The 26448-nt window shown below is 70.5% G+C and carries 20 protein-coding genes and 4 pseudogenes; 3 read left to right on the forward strand and 21 right to left on the reverse strand.

The features are described 5' to 3' along the window. Positions 1 to 422: 422 nt before the first annotated feature. From F0344_RS36975 to F0344_RS34275, 5 genes and pseudogenes are all read right to left on the reverse strand, one after another. Positions 423 to 2046, reverse strand: a pseudogene (locus F0344_RS36975) (Mu transposase C-terminal domain-containing protein); the annotation flags it as partial. A 396-nt stretch (positions 2047 to 2442) separates the two neighbouring features. After that, positions 2443 to 2739: pseudogene (locus tag F0344_RS36980) on the reverse strand (integrase core domain-containing protein); the annotation flags it as partial. A 120-nt stretch (positions 2740 to 2859) separates the two neighbouring features. Beyond that, positions 2860 to 3105, reverse strand: a complete 246-nt coding sequence (locus F0344_RS34265; RefSeq protein ID WP_185303047.1) for an integrase catalytic domain-containing protein — start codon at positions 3103 to 3105, stop codon at positions 2860 to 2862. A 110-nt stretch (positions 3106 to 3215) separates the two neighbouring features. After that, entirely contained in the window at positions 3216 to 3857 is a 642-nt protein-coding gene (locus F0344_RS34270) for a hypothetical protein (RefSeq protein WP_185303048.1), read from the reverse strand. A 377-nt stretch (positions 3858 to 4234) separates the two neighbouring features. Further along, positions 4235 to 4450, reverse strand: a complete 216-nt coding sequence (locus F0344_RS34275; RefSeq protein WP_185303049.1) for a hypothetical protein — start codon at positions 4448 to 4450, stop codon at positions 4235 to 4237. A gap of 828 nt (positions 4451 to 5278) precedes the next feature. Between F0344_RS34275 and F0344_RS34280 the strand changes: the two are divergent. Then, positions 5279 to 6458, forward strand: a pseudogene (locus tag F0344_RS34280) (IS701 family transposase). Between the two features lie 15 nt (positions 6459 to 6473). On the opposite strand, the gene F0344_RS34285 reads toward F0344_RS34280, so the two are convergent. Then, positions 6474 to 7241, reverse strand: a complete 768-nt coding sequence (locus F0344_RS34285; protein WP_185303050.1) for a plasmid partition protein — start codon at positions 7239 to 7241, stop codon at positions 6474 to 6476. Positions 7242 to 7547: 306 nt separating this feature from the next. Beyond that, positions 7548 to 8174, reverse strand: a pseudogene (locus F0344_RS34290) (IS6 family transposase); the annotation flags it as partial. 253 nt (positions 8175 to 8427) lie between these two features. Here F0344_RS34290 and F0344_RS34295 point away from each other — a divergent pair. Continuing rightward, entirely contained in the window at positions 8428 to 9420 is a 993-nt protein-coding gene (locus F0344_RS34295) for an NAD(P)/FAD-dependent oxidoreductase (RefSeq protein ID WP_258050336.1), read from the forward strand. 45 nt (positions 9421 to 9465) lie between these two features. On the opposite strand, the gene F0344_RS34300 is transcribed toward F0344_RS34295, so the two are convergent. The 5 genes from F0344_RS34300 to F0344_RS34320 all read right to left on the reverse strand — a co-directional run bounded on the left by F0344_RS34300 (position 9466) and on the right by F0344_RS34320 (position 17042). Then, positions 9466 to 10068 carry a helix-turn-helix domain-containing protein gene (locus F0344_RS34300; protein WP_185303051.1) on the reverse strand — a complete coding sequence of 201 codons (603 nt, stop codon included), beginning with the start codon at positions 10066 to 10068 and terminating at the stop codon, positions 9466 to 9468. A gap of 165 nt (positions 10069 to 10233) precedes the next feature. Continuing rightward, entirely contained in the window at positions 10234 to 11376 is a 1143-nt protein-coding gene (locus tag F0344_RS34305) for an acyl-CoA dehydrogenase family protein (RefSeq protein WP_185303052.1), read from the reverse strand. Positions 11377 to 11380: 4 nt separating this feature from the next. Continuing rightward, positions 11381 to 12130, reverse strand: a complete 750-nt coding sequence (locus tag F0344_RS34310; RefSeq protein ID WP_258050337.1) for a thioesterase II family protein — start codon at positions 12128 to 12130, stop codon at positions 11381 to 11383. 2 nt (positions 12131 to 12132) lie between these two features. Beyond that, positions 12133 to 13773, reverse strand: coding sequence for a GMC family oxidoreductase (locus F0344_RS34315; RefSeq protein ID WP_185303053.1), 1641 nt, complete (start codon positions 13771 to 13773; stop codon positions 12133 to 12135). After that, the gene (locus F0344_RS34320; RefSeq protein ID WP_185303054.1) at positions 13770 to 17042 is read right to left on the reverse strand and encodes a non-ribosomal peptide synthetase; all 3273 of its coding nucleotides are present in this window, start codon (positions 17040 to 17042) and stop codon (positions 13770 to 13772) included. Before F0344_RS34320 ends, F0344_RS34315 begins: the two co-directional genes overlap by 4 nt. 222 nt (positions 17043 to 17264) lie before the next feature. On the opposite strand from F0344_RS34320, the gene F0344_RS34325 reads away from it, so the two are divergent. After that, a complete protein-coding gene (locus tag F0344_RS34325) occupies positions 17265 to 17849 on the forward strand; it encodes a flavoprotein (RefSeq protein WP_185303055.1) in 585 nt (194 codons plus the stop codon). A 70-nt stretch (positions 17850 to 17919) separates the two neighbouring features. On the opposite strand, the gene F0344_RS34330 is transcribed toward F0344_RS34325, so the two are convergent. The 9 genes from F0344_RS34330 to F0344_RS34370 all read right to left on the reverse strand — a co-directional run bounded on the left by F0344_RS34330 (position 17920) and on the right by F0344_RS34370 (position 26435). Next, positions 17920 to 18327 carry a RidA family protein gene (locus F0344_RS34330; RefSeq protein ID WP_185303056.1) on the reverse strand — a complete coding sequence of 136 codons (408 nt, stop codon included), beginning with the start codon at positions 18325 to 18327 and terminating at the stop codon, positions 17920 to 17922. Positions 18328 to 18413: 86 nt separating this feature from the next. Beyond that, on the reverse strand, positions 18414 to 19871 hold the full coding sequence (locus F0344_RS34335) for an NAD(P)/FAD-dependent oxidoreductase (protein WP_185303057.1): 1458 nt from the start codon (positions 19869 to 19871) through the stop codon (positions 18414 to 18416). A 102-nt stretch (positions 19872 to 19973) separates the two neighbouring features. After that, complete coding sequence (locus F0344_RS34340) at positions 19974 to 20723, reverse strand: methyltransferase (protein ID WP_185303058.1); 750 nt, start codon at positions 20721 to 20723, stop codon at positions 19974 to 19976. A gap of 148 nt (positions 20724 to 20871) precedes the next feature. Further along, positions 20872 to 22098, reverse strand: a complete 1227-nt coding sequence (locus F0344_RS34345) for an MFS transporter (RefSeq protein WP_185303059.1) — start codon at positions 22096 to 22098, stop codon at positions 20872 to 20874. 369 nt (positions 22099 to 22467) lie between these two features. Then, complete coding sequence (locus F0344_RS34350; protein ID WP_185303060.1) at positions 22468 to 22932, reverse strand: group II truncated hemoglobin; 465 nt, start codon at positions 22930 to 22932, stop codon at positions 22468 to 22470. A 46-nt stretch (positions 22933 to 22978) separates the two neighbouring features. Further along, the gene (locus F0344_RS34355; protein WP_185303061.1) at positions 22979 to 23806 is read right to left on the reverse strand and encodes an AfsR/SARP family transcriptional regulator; all 828 of its coding nucleotides are present in this window, start codon (positions 23804 to 23806) and stop codon (positions 22979 to 22981) included. 391 nt (positions 23807 to 24197) lie between these two features. Continuing rightward, positions 24198 to 25088 (reverse strand): class I SAM-dependent methyltransferase, encoded by an 891-nt coding sequence (locus F0344_RS34360; RefSeq protein WP_185303062.1) that lies wholly within the window; start codon positions 25086 to 25088, stop codon positions 24198 to 24200. 97 nt (positions 25089 to 25185) lie between these two features. Continuing rightward, positions 25186 to 25950 (reverse strand): thioesterase II family protein, encoded by a 765-nt coding sequence (locus F0344_RS34365; RefSeq protein WP_185303063.1) that lies wholly within the window; start codon positions 25948 to 25950, stop codon positions 25186 to 25188. Next, positions 25947 to 26435 carry a hypothetical protein gene (locus F0344_RS34370; RefSeq protein ID WP_185303064.1) on the reverse strand — a complete coding sequence of 163 codons (489 nt, stop codon included), beginning with the start codon at positions 26433 to 26435 and terminating at the stop codon, positions 25947 to 25949. Before F0344_RS34370 ends, F0344_RS34365 begins: the two co-directional genes overlap by 4 nt. Between the last annotated feature and the right edge of the window lie 13 nt (positions 26436 to 26448).

Raw genomic sequence — 26448 nt, forward strand, 5'->3', positions numbered from 1 at the left:
CCACTGTGCTTCGTCCAGAACAAGGGTGCGCGGGTGGGTGGCGAGCGTGCTCTTGAGGAGGTGGTCGAACTCGGTGGCGTAGCGCGGGGGCTGTCCGGCAGCTCCAGGGCGGTGAACAGTTCGTGGCGCACGGCGCGGGTGGTGGCGCGGGCGTGGAAGGTGATGCGGCGAATGTCTTCGCTGGCTTGGAGTTCGCGGAGACAGCTGGTGACAGCGACCGTTTTACCGAAGCCGGCGCCGCCGTGGAGGCACATCATCGCGCGGGCGTTGATGGTGTCGGTGAGGTTCTCCCGGGCGGTGAGCAAGGCGCGGGTGGTGACCAGGCGGGCGTCGGGCAGGGCGGTGTACTGGTCGGCGGGCGCAGGCGGCAGGCGGGTCATGGCGTGTCCTCTTCCTCTGGGGTGGGGGTGGGCTTGGGGGGGTGGGTCGGGTGCGGGCTTTGAGGGTGTCGGGGTGGCCCAGTCGGCGGGTGGCGGTGCGGGTGGGATCAGGTCTGGCAGCGCCAGGTGGGCGAGGTCGTTCTCGTGCTGGCGGGCCAGTTCCCGGGTGGCTTCGGCCGCAGTGATCGTGTTCAGGCGCAGCGCGTCGGTGGGGGTGGTGGCGGGGGCGAAGCGTTCGTGGCGGAGTTGTTCAGCGGCCTTGGCGTCGGCCCGCAGGCGCCGGGCGCGCCGGGTGCGGGCGTGGCGCAGCGCGGTGAGTTGTTCGTCGGTGGCCTGGTCGGCGAGGTGGGCGGTGCCCAGGCGGCGGCCGTGGGGTGTGCAGACTTCGATCTCGTGGGTGTGGTGGGGCATGAAGCGCACGGTGACCTCGCGGCCAGCCTGTCCGGTCATCCAGTCGGCGATGTAGTCGCGGTTGCGGAACCGTAGGCCGTGGCTGGTGAGAACGCGGGGGCGGGCCGTCGTCTTCGAGAGTGAAGGACCACACGTCCGCGGCGGGGACGTCGTTGAGCGGAGTCGGGTCTGCCTGCCATGCCTGAAGCGGGGTGGCGCCGTGGAGCTCTGTGGGGAGGTGCTCGGTGTTCCACCACGTCACCCAGGCCAGGAGTTCCTCGGTGAAGGCCTGGAAGGTCATCGGCGGCCCGGTGGGGCGGCGGTCGGGGCGCTTGCGCGGCTTCTTGGGGGTGTAGCCGGGCAGGGCGGCGAACAGCATCACGGTGGCGCAGTGGTTGAGGTTCTCGATGCTGCCTTTCAGGTGCGGGCTGTAGGGCGGCAGGACGGTGATGTTGGAGTCCAGGGCGGTCAGTGCGTGGACACGGTACGGGAGAGGAAGTCGCGGCCGCGGTCGACCGCACGTGCGCGGGCAGCCCGCCGAAGGGCCCGTAGGGGGTGGTGCGCACGATCGCAGAGCGCAGGGCGGCCAGGACCGAGGCACGGGTCGGGCAACCCGGAGTGACCGCGACACCGGTGACGGCCTTTGGTCGCGCAGTCGATGAAACCAGGTGACGTAGGGGTGGACGAGAGTGCCGTCGGCGTCCACGTGGAGCGGGGCCTGGACGTGGTCGGCCTCCCACACCTCGTTGCGCCAGGTGCGGGGACGCTTGGCGAACACGTCATGGGCGCGGGCGGCCTCGGGGTCCTGGCGGTATCCGGCCCTCTCCCCCGCGGTCAGGTCCCGGCGGACCGCCCGCAGGAACGTCGCCAAAGAAGGCACCGGTTCGAGCAGCGGGACGGCCTGTGGAGGGGCGCCGCCCGGGACGGAAGAGCGAGGCGGCGGCACGGCCGGTTCGGAGGCGGAAGGGCCAGTGTCCGGTGGTGCGGGTGTGGTGGGTGTCGTGCGGGCGCGTGCGACGAGCTCGCGGTGGACGCGGAGGCGTTTGCCGTGCCAGTACGCCAAAAGCACCCGGAGTTCAGGGGTGATCTCGAAGCGGGTCGTACGGCGGGCGCCCGGGGACGCAGTGGTGGCGGGTGTGGTGCTGGCGTCGGCCAGCCACCTCCACACAGTGCGGTCCGAAACATTCAGGCACTGTGCGGTCGCCGACACATGACCGCGGCTGAGCCTGCCCTCGGCCCGCAGTCGAAGGAGATGGCGTACGGACGGGGCGCGCAGGGCAGTCAGCGATATTTCGTCCAGAGCCGGGACAGCAGGCTGGGCGTGCAGGGGTGCCGTGTCGGGGAGAGGGGCATGGTGCGTGTTTCACCGGTCGTCCTTCGGTGAGCCCCCGCTGGCGGGGCGGGGGTGGCCGGAGCAGGTTCGGCCGGGGCGCGGGGTTAGGAAGCGGGGCCCAGGCGGGCGCAGGCGGCGGACAGCAGAACGTGATCCACACGGGTGCCGGGGCGGCGGGCCAGGGCCGCGTACACGTGAGAGGTGACCTTCGCCCAGGTACGGAAGTTCCCCCGCGTGCAGGTCTCATCGGCGTGGCAGCAAGTCAGCGTCCGTAGCGGTGTCCCACAACGGGTGGAACAGGCGCCGGAAGATTTCAAGTCCAGTGAGACGGTCGTATCGCTATGGGGTTTGTGGTGCGGGTTCGCGGCCGCTTGGCCGGGTCGTTGATCCAGGCCGTCTGGGGTATCTCGGGTGGTCGGGGGCGGCGGCCGAAGCGTTCGGGGTGGCGGGCGTATGCCTCGGCGAGGGTGGACCGCGCGCTGGTCGCGGACTTCCTCGGCGGTCCCGAAGTGGACGGAGGCGGGGTGTGTGCCAGCCGATGCCGGAATGCCGGTGCTCGTGGTTGTAGTACGCGATGAAGGCGTCGAACCACTCGCGGGCGTGGGTCAGCGAGTCGAACCGTTCGGATAGTCCGACATGTACTTCGTGGTCTTGAAACTGGGCCTCGCTGTAGGGGTTGTCGTTTGGAGACCTTCGGCCTCGAGTGCGACCGCGTCACACCCAGGTCGATCAGCAGCTGGGAGACCTTCTTGCTCGTCATCGAGGTGCCGCGGTCCGCGTGCACCGTCTCGGCACGATGCCGTTGCGGGTGATCGTCTCGCGGATCAGCTCCTCGGCACGCACCGCGGATTCGGCCCGCTCGACGGTGTGGCCGACGATGTACCGGCTGAAGATGTCGATGATCACGTACGCGTGATACCAGACGCCCTTGAGCGGTCCGGCCGCCTTGGTGATGTCCCAGGTGAACACCTGCGACGGCGCGGTGGCGACCAGCTCGGGCACCGCCTTGGCGGGATGGGTGGCCTGGCCGCCGGCGCTCGCCGGACTGCCCCCGCTCGCGCAGGATCCGGTACATCGTCGAGACCGAGCAGTGATAGCGCCCCGCGTCCAGCTCACGCGCCCAGATCTGCGCGGGCGCAAGCTCGGCGTACTCCCTCGCTGTTCATCAACTCCACTACGGCCGCACGCTCTTCGGCTGTCAGGGCCGACGGCTGCACCTGCGGGACACGTGCTCTGCGCGGTGGTACCGGCCGCAGCCGGCGGTAGTGGGTGGCCCGAGAGCGCCCGGTCAGCCGACAGGCCGCCGTGATGCCCAGCTGAGCCTCGACGCCGGTGAACGCCTCGTCCACGACAGGGCCGGCGGCAGGATTCAGTCCGCGCTCTCGGAGATCATTTCCAAGAGCGCGGAAGCTTTTCCCATCACCTCGAGTGCGGCCTTGTTCCGGGCCAGGTCCTTCTGCAGCCGCTCCACCTGCTGCCGCAGCTTTCTCGTTCTCCACCTCCGTGGCGGACTTCTTCACACGGGCCGGGCCGGTCCGGCGGTCGACCAGGTTTTCCAGGGCACCGGCATCCCGCGCGGCCCGCCATTCCTTGACGTGCGAGTGGTAGAGCCGTTCGCGGCGCAGGACCGCACCCTTCTCGTTCCTGGGCGCGCCGTCGTACTCGGCGACGATCCGCAGTTTGTACTCCGGACTGAACGAACGGCGCTTCGGCCTGGGAGCCGGGTCGGATCCGGCGGGCTTGGTGCTGGTCATGAGGCGTGGTTCTCCTGTCGTGCCCTCTCAGGCTAACCCGCCGAAGCGGAACGTCTCACCCAAGGCTGACAGAGAGGGGCGGGTACCAGGGGACGAAAAGACAGCTCAGCGCACTGTTCCCCGTATCAGGCCAGGGCGACACCCAAACCCGCTGACACCACCCCACCCATTCACAGACCAGAAGTTGAGCTTTCGTAACTGGGTCGGATTTCCTGCAAGATCATTTGTACTCCGGAGGGGGCGCGTGCCATGGGGGTGTCCGCGACTGGGTCCGGTAAGACGATCACCGCCGCTGCGTGCGCTCTGAACCGCCCCGGCTGGACGCCAAAAGACGGGGGACTTCCCCCAATTGGGGAAGTCCCCCTCAACGACGGGGATCAGCCCTCAACGAGTTCAGCGTCCACGACGACTTCACCGTCGATGATGTCGCCATCAGCCTCAACCTTCACCTTGCTGAGGATGCGGCCGATGCGACGGATGGCGTCTTCCTGACGCTGGGCCTTCTCACTGCTGCGGGCCCGGCGCGCAGCCTTGTCCTCCGTGGCGTTCTCGATTACCTCCCGCGCCGTAGCCCAGTAGCCGGAGAGCAGCATCGACCGGGTCTGAGCTCCGGCCGGAGGCGCCGCCCTGCTCGCCCTTCGCTTCGGCCCTTTTGGGTAGGCATCACCGCTTCTGGCGCGGTCGTCCAAGCGGCGCTGACGGCTTGGCTGCGTTCAGCCGGGTCGGACACGCCCTTGGCTGCCGCCACTGCCTTCTTCACTCGCTGCTGCACCTGGTTGGCTACGAGCCGTACCCCGCCAGCCTGGGTACGCCCAGTACAGCTCGGCGTAGGCATGCGCGGCCTCTTGGTCGTTGGTGCGCTCCGCGTACGGCTGGAGCTTGCGCAGGTGACTGTCGGGCAGGGGCCGGCCCAGCTCTTTCTGCACGGTCTGCGCCAGACGCCAGGACTTCTGGAGGCGGTCGGCCTCGCTGGTGGAGAGGCCGTCGTGCTCCAGGTTTCAGGTACTGCTCCCAGGTGCGAGTGCCGTCGCCGCGGTACAGGCGGCGCCGTCGCACCACCTCCAGGGAGAAGCCGAGCATCCACCGGGCCGAGCGGGCGTTGTCGACTGCCCGGTGGGCCTCGGAGAGGAGACGCTGTTCCTGCTCATCAAGCGGGCCGTGCGCGGTCTCCGGCGTAGCGTCGACGTCCGGAAGGGACAGCCCCCAGTGCTCCATCGTGAAGGGCTGAGCGCGCATCTGCGGAGGATCAGCGGGCCGGTCAGGCACGGCGACAGTGTCCGACACTGGGGGCGCACTGCTGGCGGGAGACTGCTGGGCGCCCTTGTCGGCTGCTGCTCGGAAGTCGCGACGCTTAGTACTGCAACCGCATCTGCCGTGACTGGTGCTGGATTGGCTCGTTGTTCCGACTGTGCGATGAATCGTTGACGGTTGAGCAGGTCGAGTCGTGGTCCGAGGGGATAGCCGGGTTCCATGCTCGGTTCGCCCACCGTTTTGGCAGGTCGGAGCCCCGCGAGCGGGCGTCGGACTACCTGAACGGGTTGCTCGCGCCGCTTGAGAAGAAGAACGGGTGGACGCTGTCGGAGCAGGTCGGGCAGTTTGCGCCCCGACGGCGTCCAGCGCCTGCTCAACCACTCCGACTGGGACGAGAACGCGGTCCGCGACGATGTGCGGGACTTCGTCGTGGAGACCATCGGTGCCAAGGATGCGGTGCTGATCGGCGACGACACCGGCTTCCTGAAGAAGGGCACCAAGTCCGCCGGTGTCCAGCGTCAGTACACCGGCACAGCCGGCCGCACGGAGAACAGCCAGATCGGAACCTTCCTGGCCTACGCCTCCGCCAGGGGGCGGGCGTTGATCGACCGCGAGCTCTACATCCCCGTCTCCTGGACGGATGACCGTGACCGCTGCCGCGCGGCCGGGATCGACGACGAGGTCCCCTTTGCGACCAAGAACGAGCACTTCAAGTGGATGCTGCAACGCGCCATCGACGCGGGTGTCCCATTCGCGTGGGTCACCGCTGACGAGGCATACGGGCAGGTCAAGCACCTGCGAGTGTGGCTGGAGGAACGTCGGGTCGCGCATGTGCTGGCCACGAAGGTCAACGACACCGTGATCACCGCGCAGGGGGCGGACGCGCGGGTGGACCAGCTGGTGGCCGCGCTGCCCCGCCAGCGGTGGAAACGGATCTCCGGCGGGGCCGGCGCGCACGGTGAGCGGATCTACGACTGGGCGCGTGTCGCGATCCGCCCGTCCTGGGAAAACGGCTTCGGGCACTGGGTGCTGGCCCGACGCAGCGTCAGCGACCCGAGCGAGATCGCCTACTACGTCTGTTACGGCCCGGTCGCCTCCCGACTGAAAGACCTGGTCAAAGTGGCTGCCGCGAGGTGGGCGGTGGAGGAGTGCTTCCAGACCGCGAAGGGAGAGTGCGGCCTGGACCACTACCAGGTACGGCTCTACCGGGCCTGGTACCGCCACATCACCCTGGCGATGGCCGCCCTTGCCTACCTGACCGCCATCCGCGCCACAGAAGCCACAAAAGGGGCACTCTCGACGACGAGCAAGACCTCATACCCCTCAGCGTCCCGGAGATCCGCCGACTGATGGGCCACGTCGTCGTCACGCGCCACTGCCACAACAACGAGCACCATCTGCACTGGTCACGCTTCCGACGACGCAGCCAGGCCCGTGCCCGCCGCTCCCACTACAAACGCCGAGGCCACATTCTCCAGATGCGGTTGCAGTATTAGGCACTTTTGACCAGCCCCGCGTCTGCATCTCGGTGATCAGCTCACCGAATGGTCCCCTGGCCGCGTTTTCGACAGGGAAGCCCGTGGCCTGCTTGATGTCGTCAAGGACCGGGATCTTCACCGTGAGCACGTTGTAGTCGGCGTCGGCGAGCAGCCCCCGGATCTCCTTCTCGCTGCGGACGTTGGGGCGTACTCGGTTGAGGAGCACCCACATCGGCGGGGCGGTGCGTGAGGGCCTGTCGAACGCCGAGCGGCCGACCATGGTCTTGACCGGGGTGGAAGTGCGCGGCTGGTGAACACGCTGATAGTCGGCCATGGAAGGTTCCATGTGGACGATGACCAGGTCAGCCACCTTGAGCACGCTGTCGGCGATGTGCGGGTGGTTCTCGGTGTGACCGACATCGACGATGTCGATCCCGTCTTCTCCGAGCGGCGTGTACTCCTCAGCGAACTTGGCGGAGGCGTTGTGCTCGACAGAGAAGGGGAAGCCGGCGAGTTCGGACCACTGCGTGAGGTGCTCGGATTCGTCCGCGTCCCACAGCTGCACACGGTATCCAGCTTCGTGGAAGGCGTGTCCCATCATGCCGGTGTCGGTCGTCTTGCCCATACTTCGTGGGCTGATGTTGGCGATCAGCACGGCGGGGTCTCTCCTCATGCGGTGGCTACCTTCCGCATGATGCTGCCCACGTCTCGCGTGCCGCGAGGACGGGCACCACGTCACAAGTCGCGACCGCCTTGCTTCTGAACGAAAAAAGAGCACTGCACGCCGCGTTGACGGGGTGCAGGGCTTCGGAGGGCGCTGTCACGTTGTTGGGTGTGTGAGTGTCTGATGGTGCGTCGGGGCGTGGTGGGCGTGCGTTTCGGGCCTGGGGTCAGGCCGTAGTGGACCGGCCGGCGGCGGCGGTGGCCTGGTCCCAGATGTCGAAGCGGTGGTCATCTCGGTGCGGTATTCGGTGGCGGTCACCAGGTGGCGGCGTGGTCGGAAGTGGGGTGAGATGCTGCTGAACGCGGCGAGGAACTGCTGGGCTCCGCCGACGCTGCGCAAGCCTTTCATGGCGCGTTCGCGTTGCCGGGTCGGCCGATGACTGTTCTCGGCCCGGTTGTTGAGGCCCTTGTGGGCACGGTGCTCGACTGAGGGCATGACCTCGCGGTGGGCGGCGCCGTAGGAGCGCAGCTTGTCGGTGACGATCACCCGCGGCACCGTACGGGTCTTCTTCAGCAGTCCGCGGAAGAACCGCCGGGCCGCGGCGGTGTCCCGCCGGTTCTGGAGAAGGATGTCCAGGACGGTGCCGTCGGCGTCCACAGCCCGCCACAGGTACTTGTGCTCGCCGTTGATCTTCACGAAGACCTCGTCCAGGTCCCACTTGTCGCCCGGCTGCACACGCCGGCGACGCAGGCTGCTGGCGCAGGCCTGCCCGAACTTCGCACACCACCGGCGCACTGTCTCGTGGGAGACGACCACACCGCACTGCAGCAACAGCTCCTCGACCTCGCGGAAGCCGAGCGGGAAGCGGAAGTACAGCCACACGCAGTACGCGATGACTCGACCGGGTACCGGTGCCCCTTGCACGACGGCGACACGGACGACACGAGCGAACCCCTCCCCAACACGACCAACTCCAAGATCATCCCAAGCCCGTCAGCCAACGTGACAACGCCGTCCGGCGGGACGCCGAACTGCCTCGAAGGCAGCTTCGGCGCCCGTGTGGGCCCCGCCCGTCCGATAGAGCCGCGCCGGCCAGTAGGCCGCCTTTTCCTGGAACGGCAACAAAGATTGCCCCGGCGGGCGACATGCTCCACCCTTTGCGGCGGAGGTGATCGCCGTGACCGGCGCAAACAACAACACCAAGGACCGGACCTCGTACGACGTGATCGTGATAGGCGGCGGGGCGGGCGGGCTGAACACCGCGCTCGTACTCGCGCGGGCCCGTCGCACCGTCGCCGTCGTCGACGCGGGGGAGCCGCGCAACGCTCCCTCGGCTCACATGCACAGCTTCCTCTCCCGTGACGGCGTTCCCCCGTCCACCGTCCTCGAAATCGGCCGCGAGGAGATCGCGCGCTACGGCGCGGTCCGGATCGAGGGCCGGGTGGACCAGGTGGAGGCCGGCGAGGACGGGGGGTATGTGGTCCGCCTCGAAGGCGGCGCGACCCTGGACGCCCGCCACGTCGTGCTCGCCACCGGCCTGCGCGACGAGCTGCCCGAGATTCCGGGCGTGCGCGCGATGTGGGGCGAGGACGTGCACTTCTGCCCGTACTGCCACGGTTTCGAGGTCCGCGACCGTCCGATCGTCGTGCTCGGAGTGCACCCCGCCTCCCCGGGCCAGGCGCTGCTCCTTCGCCAGTGGTCGCCGCACATCGTGTACGTACCGCACAGCCAGCCGCTCACGGACGAGGAGCGCGAGCGCATGGACGCTCGCGGGGTCGAGGTCGTCGAGGGCCCCGTGTCCACGCTCCTGCGCAAGGAAGGCAGGCTGTACGCCGTCGAACTCGCCGACGGGCGGACGCTGGAGTGCGCGGGGGTGTTCCTCTTCCCGACGATGACCCCGAACGACGGGGCCTTCGACGGCCTCGGCTGCGAGCGGAACGAGCAGGGCTGGCTGGTCACCGACCCGGCCGGCCGCACCAGCCGCCCCGGCCTGTGGGCCGTGGGCAATGTGGTGGACTCGCGGGCCCAGGCTGTCACGGCGGCCGGCATGGGCGCGCAGGCCGCCTTCTACCTCAACCACGACCTCGTGGACGAGGAGATCGAGCGCGACCTCGCCGCGCACCGCGCCGCCACCGGCCGCGCGTCCCAAACGCCCGTGCCCGCGTCCTGACCACACGGACGGCCTCCCGGACACGGGCTCGCGCCCGCCCCCGGCTCACCCGCCGGGGGCGGGCGCGGGCCGCGTCGGGTGCGCGCGTACATGCATGCGCTCGCCCTGGCGGCCGAAGAGGCTCAGGACCTCGACCGGGCTCTCCCCGGCGCTGCCGAACCAGTGCGGCAGCCGGGTCTCGAACTCGGCCACCTCGCCGGCCTCAAGGATCAGATCGTGGTCGGCCAGGACCAGCCGCAGCCGCCCGGAGAGCACGTACAGCCACTCATACCCCTCGTGGGTGCACAGCTCAGGGGTGTCGCGGCTGGCCGGCAGGACCATCTTGTAGCTCTGCAAGGGGCCGGGCTGTCGGGTCAGCGGGAGCACCGTGTTGCCGTTCACCGCATGCGCCTTGAGCCGGACGCGGGGATCGCCCACCTCGGGCGCGCCGACCAGTTCGTCGAGGGGGACCCGGTGGGCCTGGGCGATGGGCAGCAGCAGTTCGAGGCTGGGTCTGCGCTGCCCCCCTTCGAGGCGCGACAGGGTGCTCTTGGAGATTCCGGTGGCCTCCGACAGTGCGGCGAGGGTGACACCACGAGCGGTGCGCGCGCGCTTGAGCCGGGGACCGACAGCGGACAGGGCCTGGGCGATCGTCAGTGACTGCTCCACGTCGCCATTAGACCGAGCGGTTCCTCGAATCGCAACTATGGATGCCGAGTTGGGGAAGAGGCACGGCTCGCACCGCCGAGGCACGGTTGGCCGAGGCGGTGCGAGGCGGGGTGAGGCAAGGGGGGACAGGCGTCCCCGGGGTGGGTCAGGGGTCCACGGGGTGGGTCACAGGCCGAGGGACCGGCCGATCAGCTCCTTCATCACCTCTGTCGTTCCGCCGTAGATCGTCTGCACCCGGCTGTTGGCCCACTCGCGGGAGATCGGGCTCTCCTTCAGATAGCCGTAGCCGCCGTGGATCTGAAGGCAGCGGTTGGCGATGTCGACCTGGAGCTCCGTCGTCCACCACTTCACCTTCGCGGCGTCCGTCACCGAGAACCGGCCGGCGTTGAGTTCGGCCACACAGTGGTCGAGAAACACCTGCGCTATCGTCAGTTCGGTTTCCATGGTGGCGAGTTGGAAGCGCGTGTGCTGGAAGCTGCCGATGGTCCGGCCGAAGACCTCGCGGGTCTTGGCGTACTGCAGGGTGTCCGTCACCATCCGCTCGGCCGCGCCCACCGCCACGGTGGCGATGCTCAGCCGCTCCCGGGGAAGCGCCGCCATCATGTAGGCGAGGCCCGCGTTCTCCTTGCCGATCAAATTGTCGGCCGGCACCCGGCAGTCGTCGAAGAACAGCTCGCAGGTGTCACTGGCGTGCCAGCCCAGCTTCTCCATGCGGCGCCCCCGCGTGAAACCCGGCGCGCCGCGCTCCACCACCAGCAGACTGATGCCCTGGGCGCCGCGCTCGGGAGCGGTCTTGGCGGCGACCACGATGACGTCGGAGTTCTCGCCGTTGGTGATGAACGTCTTCTGTCCGTTCAGGACATAGGAGTCGCCGTCGCGGACGGCCGTGGTGCGGATGTCGGCGACGTTGGAGCCGGCGTCGGGCTCACTCATCGCGATCGCCGCGACGAGCTCGCCCGAACACAGCCCGGGCAACCACCTCTTGCGCTGCTCGGCGGTGGTCCGCTGGTCGAGATAGGTGGCGATGATGTCGTTGTGGGCCACGAAACCGGGCGCCGTCGCCCGGGCCCACATGATCTCCTGCGACAGCACCGCGGGGTAGCGGTAGTCGGGCTCGCCGCCCCCGCCGTACTCGGGGTCCACGCCGATGCCGAGGAGCCCCGCCAGGCCGGCCTTGCGCCACACCTCCCGGTCCACGATGCCCTCCCGCTCCCAGCGGGCGTGGTGCGGCAGCACCTCCCGGTTCAAGAACTCCCGGCAGGTGACCCGGAACTGCTCGTGCTCGGCCTCGTACCGACTGCGTGCCATGCCGTCACCTCTGCCCGGGGTCGATGTCGTCGACGATGGTGGCCAGCGTGTCCTTGGGCCGCTGGACGGCGGCGAAGTGGCCGCCGTCGATCTCGACCCGGTGGACGTCGGCCGTGCTGTGCGCGGCCCACTGCCACACCTGTTCCGGCGGCGCGTAGACGTCCTGCCGGGCGGCGATCAGGGTGAGCGGGAAGTCCACCCGCAGCCCGCCCGCCTCCTGCGGGAACTCGGTCCGGACCACGTCGTCCTCGCGGAGCATGGCAAGCAACATCCGGCTCATCGTCGGGTTGGCGAGAACGGCGGCGGGGGTACCGCCGTCGGCGGCGGTCCTGGCGAGCAGTTCCTCGTCGGACACCGAGTCGAGCAGCGGGCCGGGCCGTTGGAGCGCGGGCGGCACCGCCCCGGACAGCACGGCCCGCTCCGGCGCGAGGCCCACCTGGCGGGTGACCTCCGCGGCCACCGCCAGGCTGGTGGTCGCGCCGAAGCTGTGCCCGAAGGTCGCCCAGCGCAGACCGGGGACCCGCTCCCGTTCCGTCAGCAGATCGGCCACCACCTGCTCGGCCATGCACCGTACGAGGGTGTGGAAGTTACCCGCTCCGCGTTCCTGGCGGCGGGTGCCACGGCCCGGCGCGTCCACGCCCCGCACCAGCAGGTGTGGCTCGCCCAGCGGCTGCCAGGCGCGGTAGACCAGGGAGGTCGCCCCGGCGTGCGGAAATCCGTAGAGCCGCACCGGAGGCCTTGATTGGGGTCGCACCGTCACTCCTTCGTGCTCCGGGCCAGCTTCTCAGCCAGCATCAGGGTGGTCAGATTGGTGGGCGCGCTGGGGATCACCGGGAAGAGCGAGGCATCGGCGATCCGCAGGTTCTCGGTGCCGTACACCCGTCCCTCCTGGTCGGTGACCGCTCCGGGATCGTCCTCGCGGCCCATCCGGCACGAACCGGCCGCGTGCCAGCCGGGGTTCATGATGTGGCGGACTCCGCTGCGCACGACCCCGTCGTTGGCGACCATCCGGTCGCTCCAGAACTGGGTCTTGGTCAGCCGGCTCGACAGGCCGGGGGAGCTCAGGAAGTTCCAGGTGCGGCGCACCCCATGGCACAGCCGCTCCACATCCTCGGGATCGGTGCCGATGCCCAACTCGATGACGGGTGAGGCGAGGGGATCGCGGCTGTCGAGGAAGACTCGGCCACGGGAGCGCGGACGCATCAGCATCACCGACATCCCGACGACCAGCGGCCAGCCGAGCCGGTCGGCGAAGCCGGGGATGGTGCGGCTCTCGACGTTGTTGAGCAGCCCCACCTGGATGTCCACGTCGTCGTCGAAGCCACTGCTCATCCTGGCCGCGACCTGACGCCAGGGCAGACCTGCGGTGCACACCCCGTCGGCCGGCTTGGACCAGATGACGACCGAGGGGTGGTCCACCAGATCGCGGCCCACCCCCGGCAGGTCCGCCACGGGCGCGATGTCCAGGGCCCGCAGAAGTGCGGCGCCGGCGACGCCCGAGCGTTGCAGGATGACGGGGGTGCCCACCGCCCCGGCGCTCAGGACGACATGGCGTGCCCGGATCGTGCTGAGCGTGCCGTCGGACTCGATCTCCACACCGACGGCCCGGTTCTTCTCGAACAGCACCCGGATGACCCGGACGCCGGTGCGCAGCTGGAGGTTGGGCAGATTGCGGGCGCCGTCGAGGAAGGCGGTGGCCGCGTCGATGCGTTCGCCGTCCACGGCGTTGCCGGGAATCGGGCCGACGCCCGCCTCATGGCCGTCGTTGAGGTCGGCGAGGTCGGTGACGCCCTGGCGGTTGCACTCCTCCCAGAACGCCGCGTCCAGCGGGTGCACGTCACCACGCGGGGTGCGGCTGATCGGCAGCGGCCCGCTGTCGCCGTGCAGCCGGCCGGGGAAGTCGGCGTCGTTCTCGATGTCCTTGTAGAAGGGCAGCACGCGCTCCCAGGACCAGTCCGGGTTGCCGGCGGCCTCCCAGGCGGCGAAGTCGCGGGGCAGGCCGCGCAGGGCGATGGCGCCATTGACGGCCGAACCCCCGCCGACGACCTTGCCGAGCTGATAGGGGAAGCGTTCCCACAGGGCCCGGTTCGCCACCCCGCCGCCGGCCGCCGCCGAACCCCCCGCGCCCTGCCCGACCAGGTCGTCAAAGCGGCTGCTTGTGCGCAGGTTGGCGCGGTAGTCCCAGTTGTGGCCGGCCAGGACGAGGCGTCCGGCGTCGGCCAGCGGGTGGGACCGGTCACGGGGGCGCGGCTGGTCGTCGCCGGCCTCGATGAGCAGGATGTCCCCGCAGTCCCGTGCGGCGAGCCGGGCGGCGGTCACGGCACCGGCGGAGCCCGCGCCGACGATCACGTACTCCCACTCGCGGGCCGGAGCGACGTCGTCATGGTGGGTGCTCACGCGGCGGACTCCTTGACACTCGCGATCAGTTCGGCGAACGACTCGATCGACGCGTTCATGAACAACCCCTCGACCATCTCCTGCTCCATGTCGGCCCCGATGCCGAACTCGGCGCGCAGATGGGCCAGCAGACCGACGGCGTGCAGGGAGTCGCCCCCGATGTCGAAGAAGCCCTCCTCGACCCCGAAGTCGCCGTGACCGAGCTGCTGGGACCAGAGCGCGAACAAGCGCTCCTCGACCCGGTCGCGCGGCGCCACCCGCGCGGACGCGGTGTCCGACGTCTCGTTCCACGGCGCGGGCAGCGCCTTGTGGTCGATCTTTCCGTTCGCCGTCAGGGGCAGGGTGTCAAGCGTCAAAAAGCGGCTGGGCACCATGTAGCCGGGCAGCAGGGCGGCCAGGGCCTCCCGCAGCACGGCCGGGTCCGGATCCGCGCCCGGCTCGGGCACCACGTAGGCGGCGATCTGCCGCTGCCCAGTACGGGCGTGGGCGGGCGCGGTGACGAGCGCGGTGCGCACACCGGGCTGGCGCAGCAGCGCGGCCTCGATCTCGCCCAGCTCGACCCGGTAGCCGTTGATCTTCACCTGGAAGTCCTCGCGGCCCAGGATCTCGATGTCACCGCCGGGCAGGTAGCGGCCGAGGTCGCCGGTGCGGTAGACGCGTTCCCCGGTGACCGGGTGGACCAGGAAGCGCTCGGCGGTGCGCTCGGGGTCGCCGAGATAGCCCTGGGCCACTCCGACGCCGCCGATGTGGATCTCGCCGGTGACCCCGACGGGGGACGGTTCGAGCCACTGGTTGAACACGTGCATGGTCTGGTTGGCCAGCGGCTTGCCATACGGAATGCTCGACCACTCGGGCGACACGTCCCCGATCGGGTGGTGGATCGACCAGATCGAGCCCTCGGTGGCGCCGCCGAGGCTGATCACCCGCATCGCGGGCAGCTTCTCGCGGATCCGGTTCGGCAGGTCCACCGGGATCCAGTCGCCGCTGAGCAGGGCCAGCCGCAGCCGGCAGCCGCGCGGCACTCCTTGTTCGCCGAGCGAGTCGACCCACATGCGCATCGGTGCGGGCACGCTGTTCCATATGGTGACGCCGTAGCGGCCGATCAGCTGCGACCAGTGGGCGATGTCGTTGCCGCGCGCGGGATCGGGCACCACCACGGTGCCGCCGGCGCCCAGGACACCGAAGAGGTCATAGACGGACAGGTCGAAGCCGGTCGGGGCGAGCGCCATCGTCCGGTCGTCCTCGCCGACGGAGAACCGCCGGTTGATGTCCTGCACGGTGTTGGCGGCGCTGCGGTGGGTGATCATCACCCCCTTGGGCTCGCCGGTGGAGCCCGAGGTGAAGATGACATAGGCCAGGTCGTCAGGGCCCTGCCGGCTCGCGGGCCGCTCGGCGGAACACTTGCGCGTTGCCTCGTCGTCCAGGGTGAGGACGCTCACCCCCTGCGGCCAGGCGAGCTCGTCCCGCAGGTCCGGCTCGGTGATCACGGCCCGCACGGAGCACCGGGCCAGCAGCTTCAGCCGCCGCTCCTCGGGCAGTTCCGGGTCGATGGCCACATAGGCGGCGCCGGAGTGCAGCACGCCGAGCAGCGCGGAGAACTGGGCGGCGCCCGGCCGCATCGACACGGCGACGATCTCGTTCGGCTCGGCGCCGAAGCTCTCGATGAGCCGGTGCGCGACGCGGTGCGCGTCCTCGGTGAGCGCGCGGTAGGTGGTCTCGGTGCCGGGCGTGATGACCGCGATGTGGCCGGGGCGGCGCGCGGCCGCTTCGGCGACGAGCTCGTGCAGCAGCGCCGGCGGGATGTCCTGGGCCGTGGCGTTGGCCCGCTCCCGCTCTTCGGCCTGCGCGCTCGGCAACGGCACGATCCCGCGCGTGGTCTCCCACACCGAGGCGTCGTCCACCAGCCGGCCCAGCAGCGTCACATACGCCTCGAACATGGCCTCAAGGGTGCCCTCGGGGAACAGACCCTCCACCGCGTTCCAGTTGACGCTGAGCCGGTCGTCGAGCTCCAGGATCTGGTTCTCCAGCCATACCTGGGGGGTCCGGCTGTGGTCGTGGACGAGGTCGCCGAACGACTCCAGGCGGCCCGCGTCCGGTGCGCCGGCGCCGAGCGTGCTGGAGAAGACCACGGGCATCGAGGCCCGGTTGTCGTCCCTGCGGCGGGCCAGGTCGCGCAGGACCCGGATGCCGCCGTGCGTGGAGTGCGCCAGGTCATCGAGAGCCTGGTGCTGCAGGCCCCGCGCCCGCTCCTCAAAGGTCTCAACAGCCCGGCCGCCGACGGCGAGCAGGCTCGGCGCCAGGAAGTCACCCATGACGGAGCCGAGCTGCGGGTGCAGCCCGAGCCGGTGGAACTGGGTGACGGTCAGGGTGAATTCCTGCCGCCGCGACCAGGCCCGCACCACCTCGGCGTACGCGGCGAGCAGCACACCCGAGGGGGTCAGGCCGTGCCGCTCGGCGCTCTCGCGCAGCGCCGCCCAGTGCTCCGGCGCGAGCACCGCCCGGTGCCGTACGAAGCGGGGGGTGCCCAGCTGCTCGGGCGCCGCGGCGAGCGGCAGCTCGGGCGCGGGGGGCAGCGTGTCGAGCCGGCTGGTCCAGTACTCCTCGGCCTCCGCGCCCAGGGTGTCGCCGCGCAGCTCCTCCTGCGCGAGCACATAGTCGCGGAACGACAGCTCAAGGGGTTCGGGAGACCAGGAGGGCTCGTCGTAGTGGCGGCGCCACTCACCAAGGAGCCGGTACAGGCCCCGCATGTCGAGGAAGAGCAGGTCCACGGCCAGGTGCAGCCGCAGCCGCCCGCCGTCGAGCAGTGTGGCGCGGATGTCGAACAGCGGGGCCCGGTCCACGGGCAGTACCTGGTCGGTCAACTCTGCTCGGATGGCGGCCAGTTCGGCCTCCTGAACCGCGCCGTCGCGGCCCCGCAGGTCGGTGGTGCGGATGATGTACGGGTCCACCTCGTGTGCGGCAAGTACCCGCTGGGTCTGGTTGGGCCCGGCCACCGTGCGCAGGGCGTCGTGCCGCTCGACGACCTTGCGCAGGGCCTCGGTCAGCTGGTCCACGTCGAGACCTGGACAGTCGAACTCGAGGTAGTACTGGCTGGAGATGCCGCCGAGCTCAAGTCCCCTGTGGCGGCCGATCAGATAGGCCTGCTGGATGTCCGTGAGCGGGAACGGCTCGTGACGGTGCTCCGGCTGCGGCTTGAGGTCGGGCAGCCGGGTGTCGTCCAGGCGGGGGTGGCCGTCTTGGCCGCGCAGCTGTGCGAAAAGATCCTCCATCGAGATCCGCCCCTTTTCATCAGATGCCCCGGTGGGCTTTCGAATTCCCGTACGGAATCGGAGGTTAGGCAGGGCGGCAAACGGTCTCAATACGGTCCGACCGTAGGGACGACCGTAGGGTTCGGTCCACACTCGACCTCCGCTGGACCCGCGCTGGACTACCGTGCGACGAAGGGGAGTTGACCATTGACCGCGGCCCGGAGCGCGGCGACATCATCGGGCATGGAAAATCGAAACTCCCCTCAGACCGCCGGGAAACGCATACTCGTCGGGGCCACCGGTTCCATTGCGGTGACCGGGCTTCCGTCGTATATCGAGGCGATGCGCCGAAGGATCGCGGGCAGCACGTTCACGGTTCTCCTCACGCACACCGCGGCCTCGTTCGTCTCACCCGACAGCCTCGCGCTCTTCGCGGAGCGCGTGGTGTACGGGGACTCATCCGCGCACTGGCCCACCGACAAGCCCTCCCGGCTCGCCGGTGACCACGACGTCCTCGCGGTCCTGCCGGCCACCGCCCACACCCTGGCCGCCGCGGCCGGCGGCGCCGCGCCCAACCGCGTGCTGACGGTGGCCCTTTCGGTGGACTACCCCGTCGTCTACTTCCCGGTGATGGGCGCCAAGATGTGGCACAAGCCGGCCGTCCAGCGCAACATCGCGCAGATCCGCGAGGACGGCGGGATCGTCAACGAACCCGAGTGGCACGACGGTTTCGACCCGACCACGGGCACCGCGAGCCACCACCCGGGGCTGCCCTCGCCGGACGCGGTGGCCACGGTGATCGACGGACTCCTCGCCAAACAGCGCTGAGCGGCCCCTGCCCGTGGCGTACGACGCGAGGCCCCAAGGGTGCGCGGGGCCTCGCGTCGTACGCGGTGCGTCAGGCGGCGATGGCGGTCGCCTCGACCTCGATGAGGAAGTCGGGTTCGGCGAGCGTGGCCACCCCGACCAGGGTGGTGGGCCGGATGACGTCCGCGCCCAGCTTGGCCGCGGCGCGCTCGGCGCCGGCGGTGATGGCCTCCCACTTGTCCAGCGACCAGTCCACGACGTAGACGGTCAGGCGCAGTACGTCGTCGAAGGTGGCGCCCGCGGCTTCGAGGCCGGTGGCGATGTTGAGGTAGACCTGCTCGGTCTGGGCCGCGAGATCGCCCATGCCGACCGGCTCGCCGTCGGCGGTGCGCGGGGTCTGGCCGCTGAGGAATATCACCCGGCTGCCGGTACCGACGGCCAGCTGCCGCCATCCGTAGGGCTTGGGGAGGCCCGGCGGGTCTATCGCCTCGACTGCCATGGCACTGTCCTTTCTCGAAGTGCCGTGCGGGCAGAAGCGTTGGGTCTGCCTGCCCGCACGGCTGCTGTGTGGTGTGGAAGGGGGAGTCAGCTGTTCTCGCGGCAGGTCGCGTAGTACTTGCGCAGCAGGCTGACCAGCTCGGGGTCGAAGCGGGAGGCGAACAGCAGCTCGGCCGGCGGGGTGAACTCCGGGTCGAGCTCGTTGGCCCAGGCCAGGGTGGCCGGGCGCAGGTCCATCTCGATCCACTGGTGCCACTCGACGGGGATCGTCCAGTCCTGCTCGTAGCCGATGCCTATCTGGTGGTCGATGAGGACGTCGACGATCTCCTCGCGGGTGCCCGTGGGCAGGGGCTGGCGCAGCGGGGTGAAGCGGTCCAGGTCGGCCTGCGGCTCCTCGCCCAGGATCCGGGCGGCGAAGTCCTGGGCCAGGAGCGGGGAGAGGTGCAGACCGTCGCGGTAGGTGCCGGTCATGATCCACAGGCCCTTCATGCCGCCCTGGCCGAGCAGCGGGGAGCCGTCCATGGACACCGGCCGGTTGCCCACCTGCACCTTGGTGACGTCGCTGTTCCACAGGTTGCGGCGGACCTGCCGGTGGGCGCACTGCAGGAGGAAGACGAGGTCGCGCATCTCGGCCGTGTCGCGCGGCTCCACGGAGATGACGTTGGTGGCGCCGAGGTAGACGTGCCCGTCGCCGCGCGGCACGACGTGCAGACCGCAGGCGAAGGAGCGGTTGGGGGTGCGGATGACGCTGTCGGGGATGGTGCCGTCCCCGGTCTTGACCAGCGCCGAGACACCGTATCCGCTGACCAGGCGCGGGACGCGGGAGCCGATGGGCAGGCTGTCGATGAGCTCCTGACTGCGCGCGCCGGCGGCCAGCGTCACATGGTCGGCGCTGATCGTCTGCCCGGAGGTGGTGACGACGCCGGTCACCTGCTCGCCCCGGTGCACGACGCGGGTCGCGAACTCCGGGACGAGGGTGGCGCCGGCCCTGACGGCCGCCTGCTCAAGGCGCTCAAGCAGGGCCGCGGAGTTGACGGCGTGCTCACCGGGTATGTGGAAGGCCCTCAGCGGCCGGGAGATCGGCTCGGCGTCCACCCAGTCGACGTCGGTGGCGTCGACGTCCTCGAAGGGCTCGTCGTAGCGGGTGAGCTCGGCGCGGATGGCGTTGTAGTTGGCGTCGTCGATCTCGGCCGTGCCGATGGTGTTGAGGATGACGCTCGTGCCGTTGGCCGTCCTCACCGGGGCACCCTCGGTGCCCTCCTCCAGCTGGGCGAGCCACTGCGGCCACAAGTTCTTGGCCTGGATGCCGAGTTCGAGCTTGGCGCGGCCCTGCTCGGTGGCGAGCAGCGAGGTGGTGACCTCACCGAAACAGCCGAGCATCGCTCCGGACGCGGTCGATCCGGCCCAGGGGCGGTGCGGCTGGCCCAGCACGGCGACGCGCTGTCCCCGCTGTGCGAGGACCCATGCGAGCGAAAGCCCGAGGACTCCATTGCCGACAATGGCGACGTCGAAGCCGGAACCGTTCGCGTTCCCGTTGGCGCTCATGACATTCCCATCTTCCGGGGCGACCGTGCCGCCCTCACCTGAAATCGAATTCGTCTGACCTAGCTCGATACGGGGTGTCCCGGCGTGGGCCGGGAAGGCGGATCAGCGGCGCTGGAAGGTGTACATCGTGAAGTCCATGTCCACGATTCCGCGCTCGTTGGTGTGGGCCGCGACCACCGGGGACCGCGGGAAGTCGGCCGCGGGCAGTTCGGCGGACTCGCTGCGGTGGCGGTGGCCCTCGAAACCGGCGTCGGCGGCCGCCCGCAGCAGCTTGTCCTTGTTGCCCATGGCCTCGCTGGTGCCGATGCACACCGTGCCGCCGGGGGCCAGGTGTCCCGCGACGTCGCGGAAGAACCTGCGCACCATCTCGTATCCGGGGTCGAAGACCGCGCGCTCGATCTGGTCGGCGTAGGGCCGGCTCTCGGGTGCCTCGATGAACGGGGTGTTCCAGAAGACGAGGTCGAAGGTCTCGGTGGGCTCAAGGGCGTCGAACAGATCGCTGGCGAGCGCCGTGACCCGGTCGGACACCCCGTGCTTTGCCGCGTTGCGGCGGGTGTTCTCGGCGGCGGCCGGGTTGATGTCGAGGGCGACCACGTGCTCGCTGCCGTTCTGGGCGGCGAGGACCGCGGCGATTCCCGCGCCGCATCCCATCTCCAGGAAGCGGCTGCCCTTCTCGTACGGCACCCAAGAGGCGAAAAGCCCGGGGCCCGGGTCGGTGTAGGGCGGAAACACCTCGGGAAGCAGTTCCCACTCCTGGTCCAGCAGAGTGAAGACCGTCTGCGTGGGACGGTCCGGACTCTGGATCTGCGACACCACCCAGTTGCCGAGTTCGTAACCGAGTTTGTTGTCCATGGGGTCCTCCCTCAGGGGGAGCCGCAGGGAGATCCTGTCGAGGATCGCCCTGCGGCTCCCTGCGATGGGTTGCTTGCGGCGTACGAGGAGCGCACGCCGTACGGTGGTGCGTGAGCGCGGACCTGGAGCGGGTGCGGGAGGGGCGAGGTCAGTTCTCGCCGGCCCCCGGGCTCCACGCCCGGCCGCGGGCCATCGTCCGTTCGATCAGGACGACGGGGATGGTGAGGACGGCAAGGCCCGCGCCCAGCCAGGGGATGACGTCAAGACTGGCTCCGGCTCCCATGGCCACGCCCGCCAGGACGGGCACGAGGCTGATGCCGAGCTGGAACATCGAGACGGCGGTGGCCCCCGCGAGCGTCGGCGCGTCGGCCGCCACGGTGAACACCCGCCCGTAGATGGCGGGGTTGAGCACGAACCCGGCGACGCCCAGGAGCAGCACCAGGATGACGACGGCCACGACATGGTGGCCGAGGACGGCGAGCAGCGCCGAGGTGACCAGAATGCCGCCCGCTCCGATGAGCAGCGCGTGATGCGGCCGCCCGTCGGCGATCCGGCCGCCCACCGACAGGCCGGCGAAGGCGCCGACGCCGAAGAGCACGAGGATCGCGGGCACCCACACGGAGCCGACGCCGGTGATGTCCTTCAGGAAGGCCGCCAGGTAGTTGTACGAGATCATGTACGCGGCGGTGCTCAGCAGGGTCGCCGCGTACACCACCCACAGCTGCGGCTTGCGCATGGTGCGCAACTCGCGGGCAACGCTGGGCTCTTGGACCGCCGTGGTCGTGGGGACGACGACGGCGGTGGAGATCGCGCCGAGCACGGTCAGGGCGACCACCGCCCAGAATCCGCCCCGCCAGCCGGTGAAGTGGCTGAGCAGCGCGCCGGCCGGGCCGCCGGCGACCATGGCGATGCTGAGTCCGCTGACCACCACGCCGGAGGCCCTTGCGGTGCGGTCGGGGGTGACGAGTCCGATCGCGGTGACCGCGGCGACCGCCCAGAATCCCGCGTAGGCCAGACCGCACAGGAAGCGGGTGATGATCAGCACGGTGAGGTTGTCGGTCACCAGGCCGGCCGCCACGAACAGGGCGAACAGGACCTGCGAGACCACCAGCGTGGTCCGGCGCGGCCAGCGCAGGGTCAGGACCGCGAGCGGCGGGCCGCCGATGACCACGCCGATGGCGAACGCGGAGATCAGCGAACCGGCGGAGGAGAGCGAGATGTGCAGGTCGTCGGCGACGTCCGGCAGGACGCCGGCGAGCAGGAACTCGGCGCTGCCCATGGCGAACAGGCTGAACGCGAGCAGATAGACCGCGAAGGGCAGCCGGTTGCTCGCCTTCGGGGAGGCCGCCTCGTGCGTCTCGGTCTGGGCGCTCATCGGCTGCCGCCTCCCGTCCGCTCGGTGGCCGTCCGTCGGCCGCGGGGGACGCACTCGGAATGTGTCGGCGCAAAGCCGCTGTGCGCCGGCACAGAGGGGGTCAAACGCATGGGCGAACTCCTTGTTCGGATGGTTCGGGCGGATCAGGGCGACCGTGCGCCGGTCGGCCGGGCTTGCGGAGTGCGGCGCCACGTGGCTCCCGCCGCGGCCGCCCGGGTGGCACGGACGCCTCCGCTGTCCGCCGGAAGGCGGTGGTGACCAGCGGTCCCCATGCTGGAACCGAGCGTGGCCAACCGACAATCTTTGTTGCCGAACCAGGGAAACGCGAGCGGGATCCGGCGAAGCCGCCCGCGCGCTTTCGCCACCGGGTCAGTCCTCACCGGGCACGGCCTCGCCCCAGCCCCACTTCTTGATGGTGGTACGGCTCGAAGGTGCCGCCCCACGCTGGGAGTTGGCCATCGCGCGGCGCGAGCCGAACTCGATGTACCCGACGAACGCGGAGCGGAACTCGGCGTCCTCGGGAAGGCCCACGACATCCATGGCCTCCAGCATCAGTTCCACCCACCGCGCGCGCTGCTCCGGCTTGATGGACCGGCCCCGGTGGCGCGAGACCATGTGCGGGTAGCCGCCGTGGTGCTCGGTGTAGGCCTCGGGGCCGCCAAGGACCTCGCCGAGGAAGGTCGCGACGTGCTGCGGGTGGTCGTCCTCCATGTACTGGAAGAGCGGTGCCAGCATCTCGTCCTTGCGTACGCGCCGGTAGAATTCCTCGGTGAGGCGTTCCAACGCCTCGGCGCCGCCGATGCGTTCGTACAGGGTGGGTATCCGGTCCGTCACTGGGTCACCTCTTCTGTGGGTGCTCGCTGTCCGTGGTGCGGCGTGCTCAGGCCGCGTACAGGTCGAAGGCCCGGGTGGGCGGGCCGCCCCGCGTGTCCGTGTCGAGCCGGGGGTCGACCATGAGCATCGCCTGGTGCAGGCGCTGGAGTTGGGGAGCCGGCTCAAGGCCAAGCTCCTCAATCAGTCCCCGGCGCAGCCTGCGGTAGAGGCCGAGGGCCGCGGACTGCCGCCCCGAGCGGTAGAACGCCACCATGGCCTGGGCGTGCAGCCGCTCGTGTGCGGGGTGACGCTCCGTCAACTGGACGAGTTCCGCCAGGAGTTCGGCGTGCCGTCCGAGCCGGAGCTCGGCGTCGACGCACCGCTCGGTGGCGAGCATCCGGCTCTCCTCCAGAGCGGCCGCGTGGATCCGCAGCGCCGACCCGGCCCGTACGTCCACGAGCGCCGGTCCCCGCCACAGCGCCAGGGCCTGGCGCAGCAGCCGGGACGCAGACTCGTCGTCACCGTCCGAAAAGGCCGCGTGGCCGGCCCGCGCCGCCCGCTGGAAGGCGAAGGCGTCCACGTCGTCCTCGGTGACCCGCAGCGCGTAGCCGCCGTGCCCGGTGGACAGGAGCTGTCGGGCCCTCGCCGGTCCTTCGGGGCCGCCCAGGCCCTCGGCCAGGGCGCGGCGCAGCCGCAGGATGTACGTCTGGAAGGTGTTGTGCGCGCTGCGCGGCGGCACTGGCCCCCACAGCTCCTCCCGCAGGACGGTCACCGGGACGAGCTGTCCCGCACGGAGCGCGAGGAGTGCCAGGACCTGCCGCGTCTTCGCCGCCGTGGGGACGACGGGAACACCGTTCGTCTCGGCGTGCAACGGGCCAAGAATCCGTATCTTCACGCGTCCTCCGTCGCTCGCTCGTATCCTGTCCGGCGCCCCGTCGTCGCCGGGGTGGCCGCTTGGGAAGGAAGGTAGGAGTGCGGGCGCCGCCGCCTCAATACGGTGCGACCGCAGGACTGACCGAAGCATCTGCGGCTGTGGTCGCCCTACGGTCGCGCGGGCACGCGAAGACGGCCCGCGGCGAGAACGCCACGGGCCGTCTGAACTGCGGTGCTGCCGCCGCGGGCCGGGTGCCTCACGGCACCGGACGCGGCCTTCGCGCGCCGGGGCGGGACCCGTGCGGGCGGCGCCGGGACACACGGGCGCCGCGCACACGGACGCGCCGTGGGGGGCGCCGTGGGGGGCGCGGTGGGGACGCGGTGGGGGGTTCGGCGGCCGGGTGCCGGGTGGGTCAGTCCCGGGGACCGCACAGGCGGGCCGTGTGCACGGTGACCGCCGTGAGGTAGAAGGCGTCGGGACGCCACAGGATGCCCGTACAGGCGTCCCCGTCCAGGAGCTGTTCCACGGTCAGCCGGTCGACGAGGTCGAGTTCGTCGCCCAGTTCTTCGAGGATGCGGCGCAACCGGGTGTGCAGATGCCGGCGCGCGGCCAGGCCCAGCGGGGCGGGCAGGTCGATGAGGAAGCTCCGGCTGCCGGTGGGGACGAGTCCGGCGGACGCCAGCATGCACGGCCAGTCCTCGATCACGGAGGTGACGCCCGGAAGCCGGGCCCTTCCGGCGGTAAAGCGTTCCTCAAGGGCGGAGTCGAGGCGGGCCTGGAGGCCGGGCTTTCCGATGCCGATGTCGCGGGGCAGGAAGCGGGGCGCGAGGCCGCGCTCGGCGACGGCGAGCATGCCGCCGGGCCGCAGCGCGGACGCCAGGCTCCGCAGCGCCGCCTGCTGGTCACCCAGATGCCGGCAGACATTGCCGGTCCAGATGAGATCGGCCGGCCCCAACCGGCCGAACTCCTCCGGCAGTTCGGCCTGCCGGGTGGTGACTTGCCCGCCCAGGCCGCACTCGGCGGCGCGGATCTCGGCCTGGGCAAGATGCTCGGCGGACCGGTCGACGGCGACGACGTCCGCCCGGGAGAAGACGCGGGCCAGTTGGCAGGAGGCCTCGCCGGGCCCGCTGCCGATGTCGAGGATCCGGCGGACCGCCGCCGTGACCCGGTCCTCGGGTCCGAGCAGGTCACGCAGCCAGTGCGACGCCTCCGCAAGGAAACCGGAGAGCGGTTCCGCGTCGTGCTCCGGCTCGTCACCAAGGGCCTCGCCGTCGAGGCCCTTGGCGCGGTGAGTGGGTGTCATACGGTCACCTCCAGCGGCCAGGATGTGGACGCCGCGGAGCCCGCGCAATTCTTGTTGCCGATTTGGGAACCGGGCCGCTCGGGCGCCGGTCCCGGGGTCAGTATCCGGCGACCGAAAGCAGGCGCCGGGCGGCCGCCGGGCGGATCAGATCCCGCCCGAACGTCTCCAGGATCTCCTGCTGTGCGGTGAGCGGGAAGTAGTGGTCGCCGGGGAACATCTCCACCCGCAGGGCGCGCCGGGTGCACCGGCGCCAGCCGCTCAGGTCCGCGCCGGTCAGGCCGCGATCGCGTACCCCGCCCATCGCGGTGACCGGGCAGTGCAGGATGTGGCGCGGGTCGCGCCGGTAGGCCTCCATGACGGTGAGGTCCGCGCGCAGTGCGGGCAGTGCCCGGGCCGCTCGTCGCGGGTCACGGGAGACCGGGGGCATCCGGCCCCGGTCGCGGAGCCTGCCGATCATGGCGGCGTCCGGCAGATGGCCCACCGCCCGCTCCGGCACGGTCCGGTTGTGCGGGATGCCGGAACCCGACACATACAGCCGTTCGGCCACCGCGTCGTGCTCCCATTCGAGCCGGGCCGCTGTCTCGTAGGCGAGCAGGGCGCCGAAGCCGTGCCCGTACAGCGCGAACGGCCGGTCGCACATGCGGGCCACGTACGGCATGATCTCGGCCATCAGCGCCTCAAGATCACGGCACGGTCTGGTGCGCGGATGGCGTCCGCGGCCGGGCAGTTCGACGGGCGTGATCACCAGTGAGCTGCCGGTGATCCGGGCCCACGGCAGATACACGCCGGCCGACACCCCCTCGAAGGGGAGACAGAAGAGCCGTACTGAATTGTCGCCCTGGGTGCCCTGGTCGCCGCTCATCGGTTCACCCTCCCGGCGAACAGGTTGTCCGCATCCTGCGGGCGCCGCGGGGTGCCGCCGCGCAGCAGGACGGCGTAGGCCTCGGTGGCCTGGTCGAGCAGCCGAAGGCCCGCCGCGCGGTCCATCACGTCCCGCCTGTAGCGCCAGGCGAAGGACCAGGTGCGGTCGTCGCGCCGGATGAGCGTGGCCCGCATTCCCGGTCCTTGGTCCAACGGGGTCCAGGCGGCGGCCTCCTGGGCCAGCCGCTCGGCGAGGCGGACGTCCTGCACGTCCGCGCGGGTGGCCCGCCAGTCGATGATCTGGAGCCGGAAGCCGGGGCCGAGCACCGTCTGCCAGGCCTGCTCGTACACCAGGGGCAGCAGGCCCGTCAGGGACAGCAGGAACTGCTCGGTGCGGCCGCCCCCGGACGAGGGGGAAACCGCCGCCGGCGGCCTGGCCGGGCGGTTTTCCCATAACGCGCGAAACTCCTCACTGGTCGCGGTCACGCGAGCACCCATC

This window comes from Streptomyces finlayi, from assembly GCF_014216315.1.
Taxonomy (GTDB): Bacteria; Actinomycetota; Actinomycetes; order Streptomycetales; family Streptomycetaceae; genus Streptomyces; species Streptomyces finlayi_A.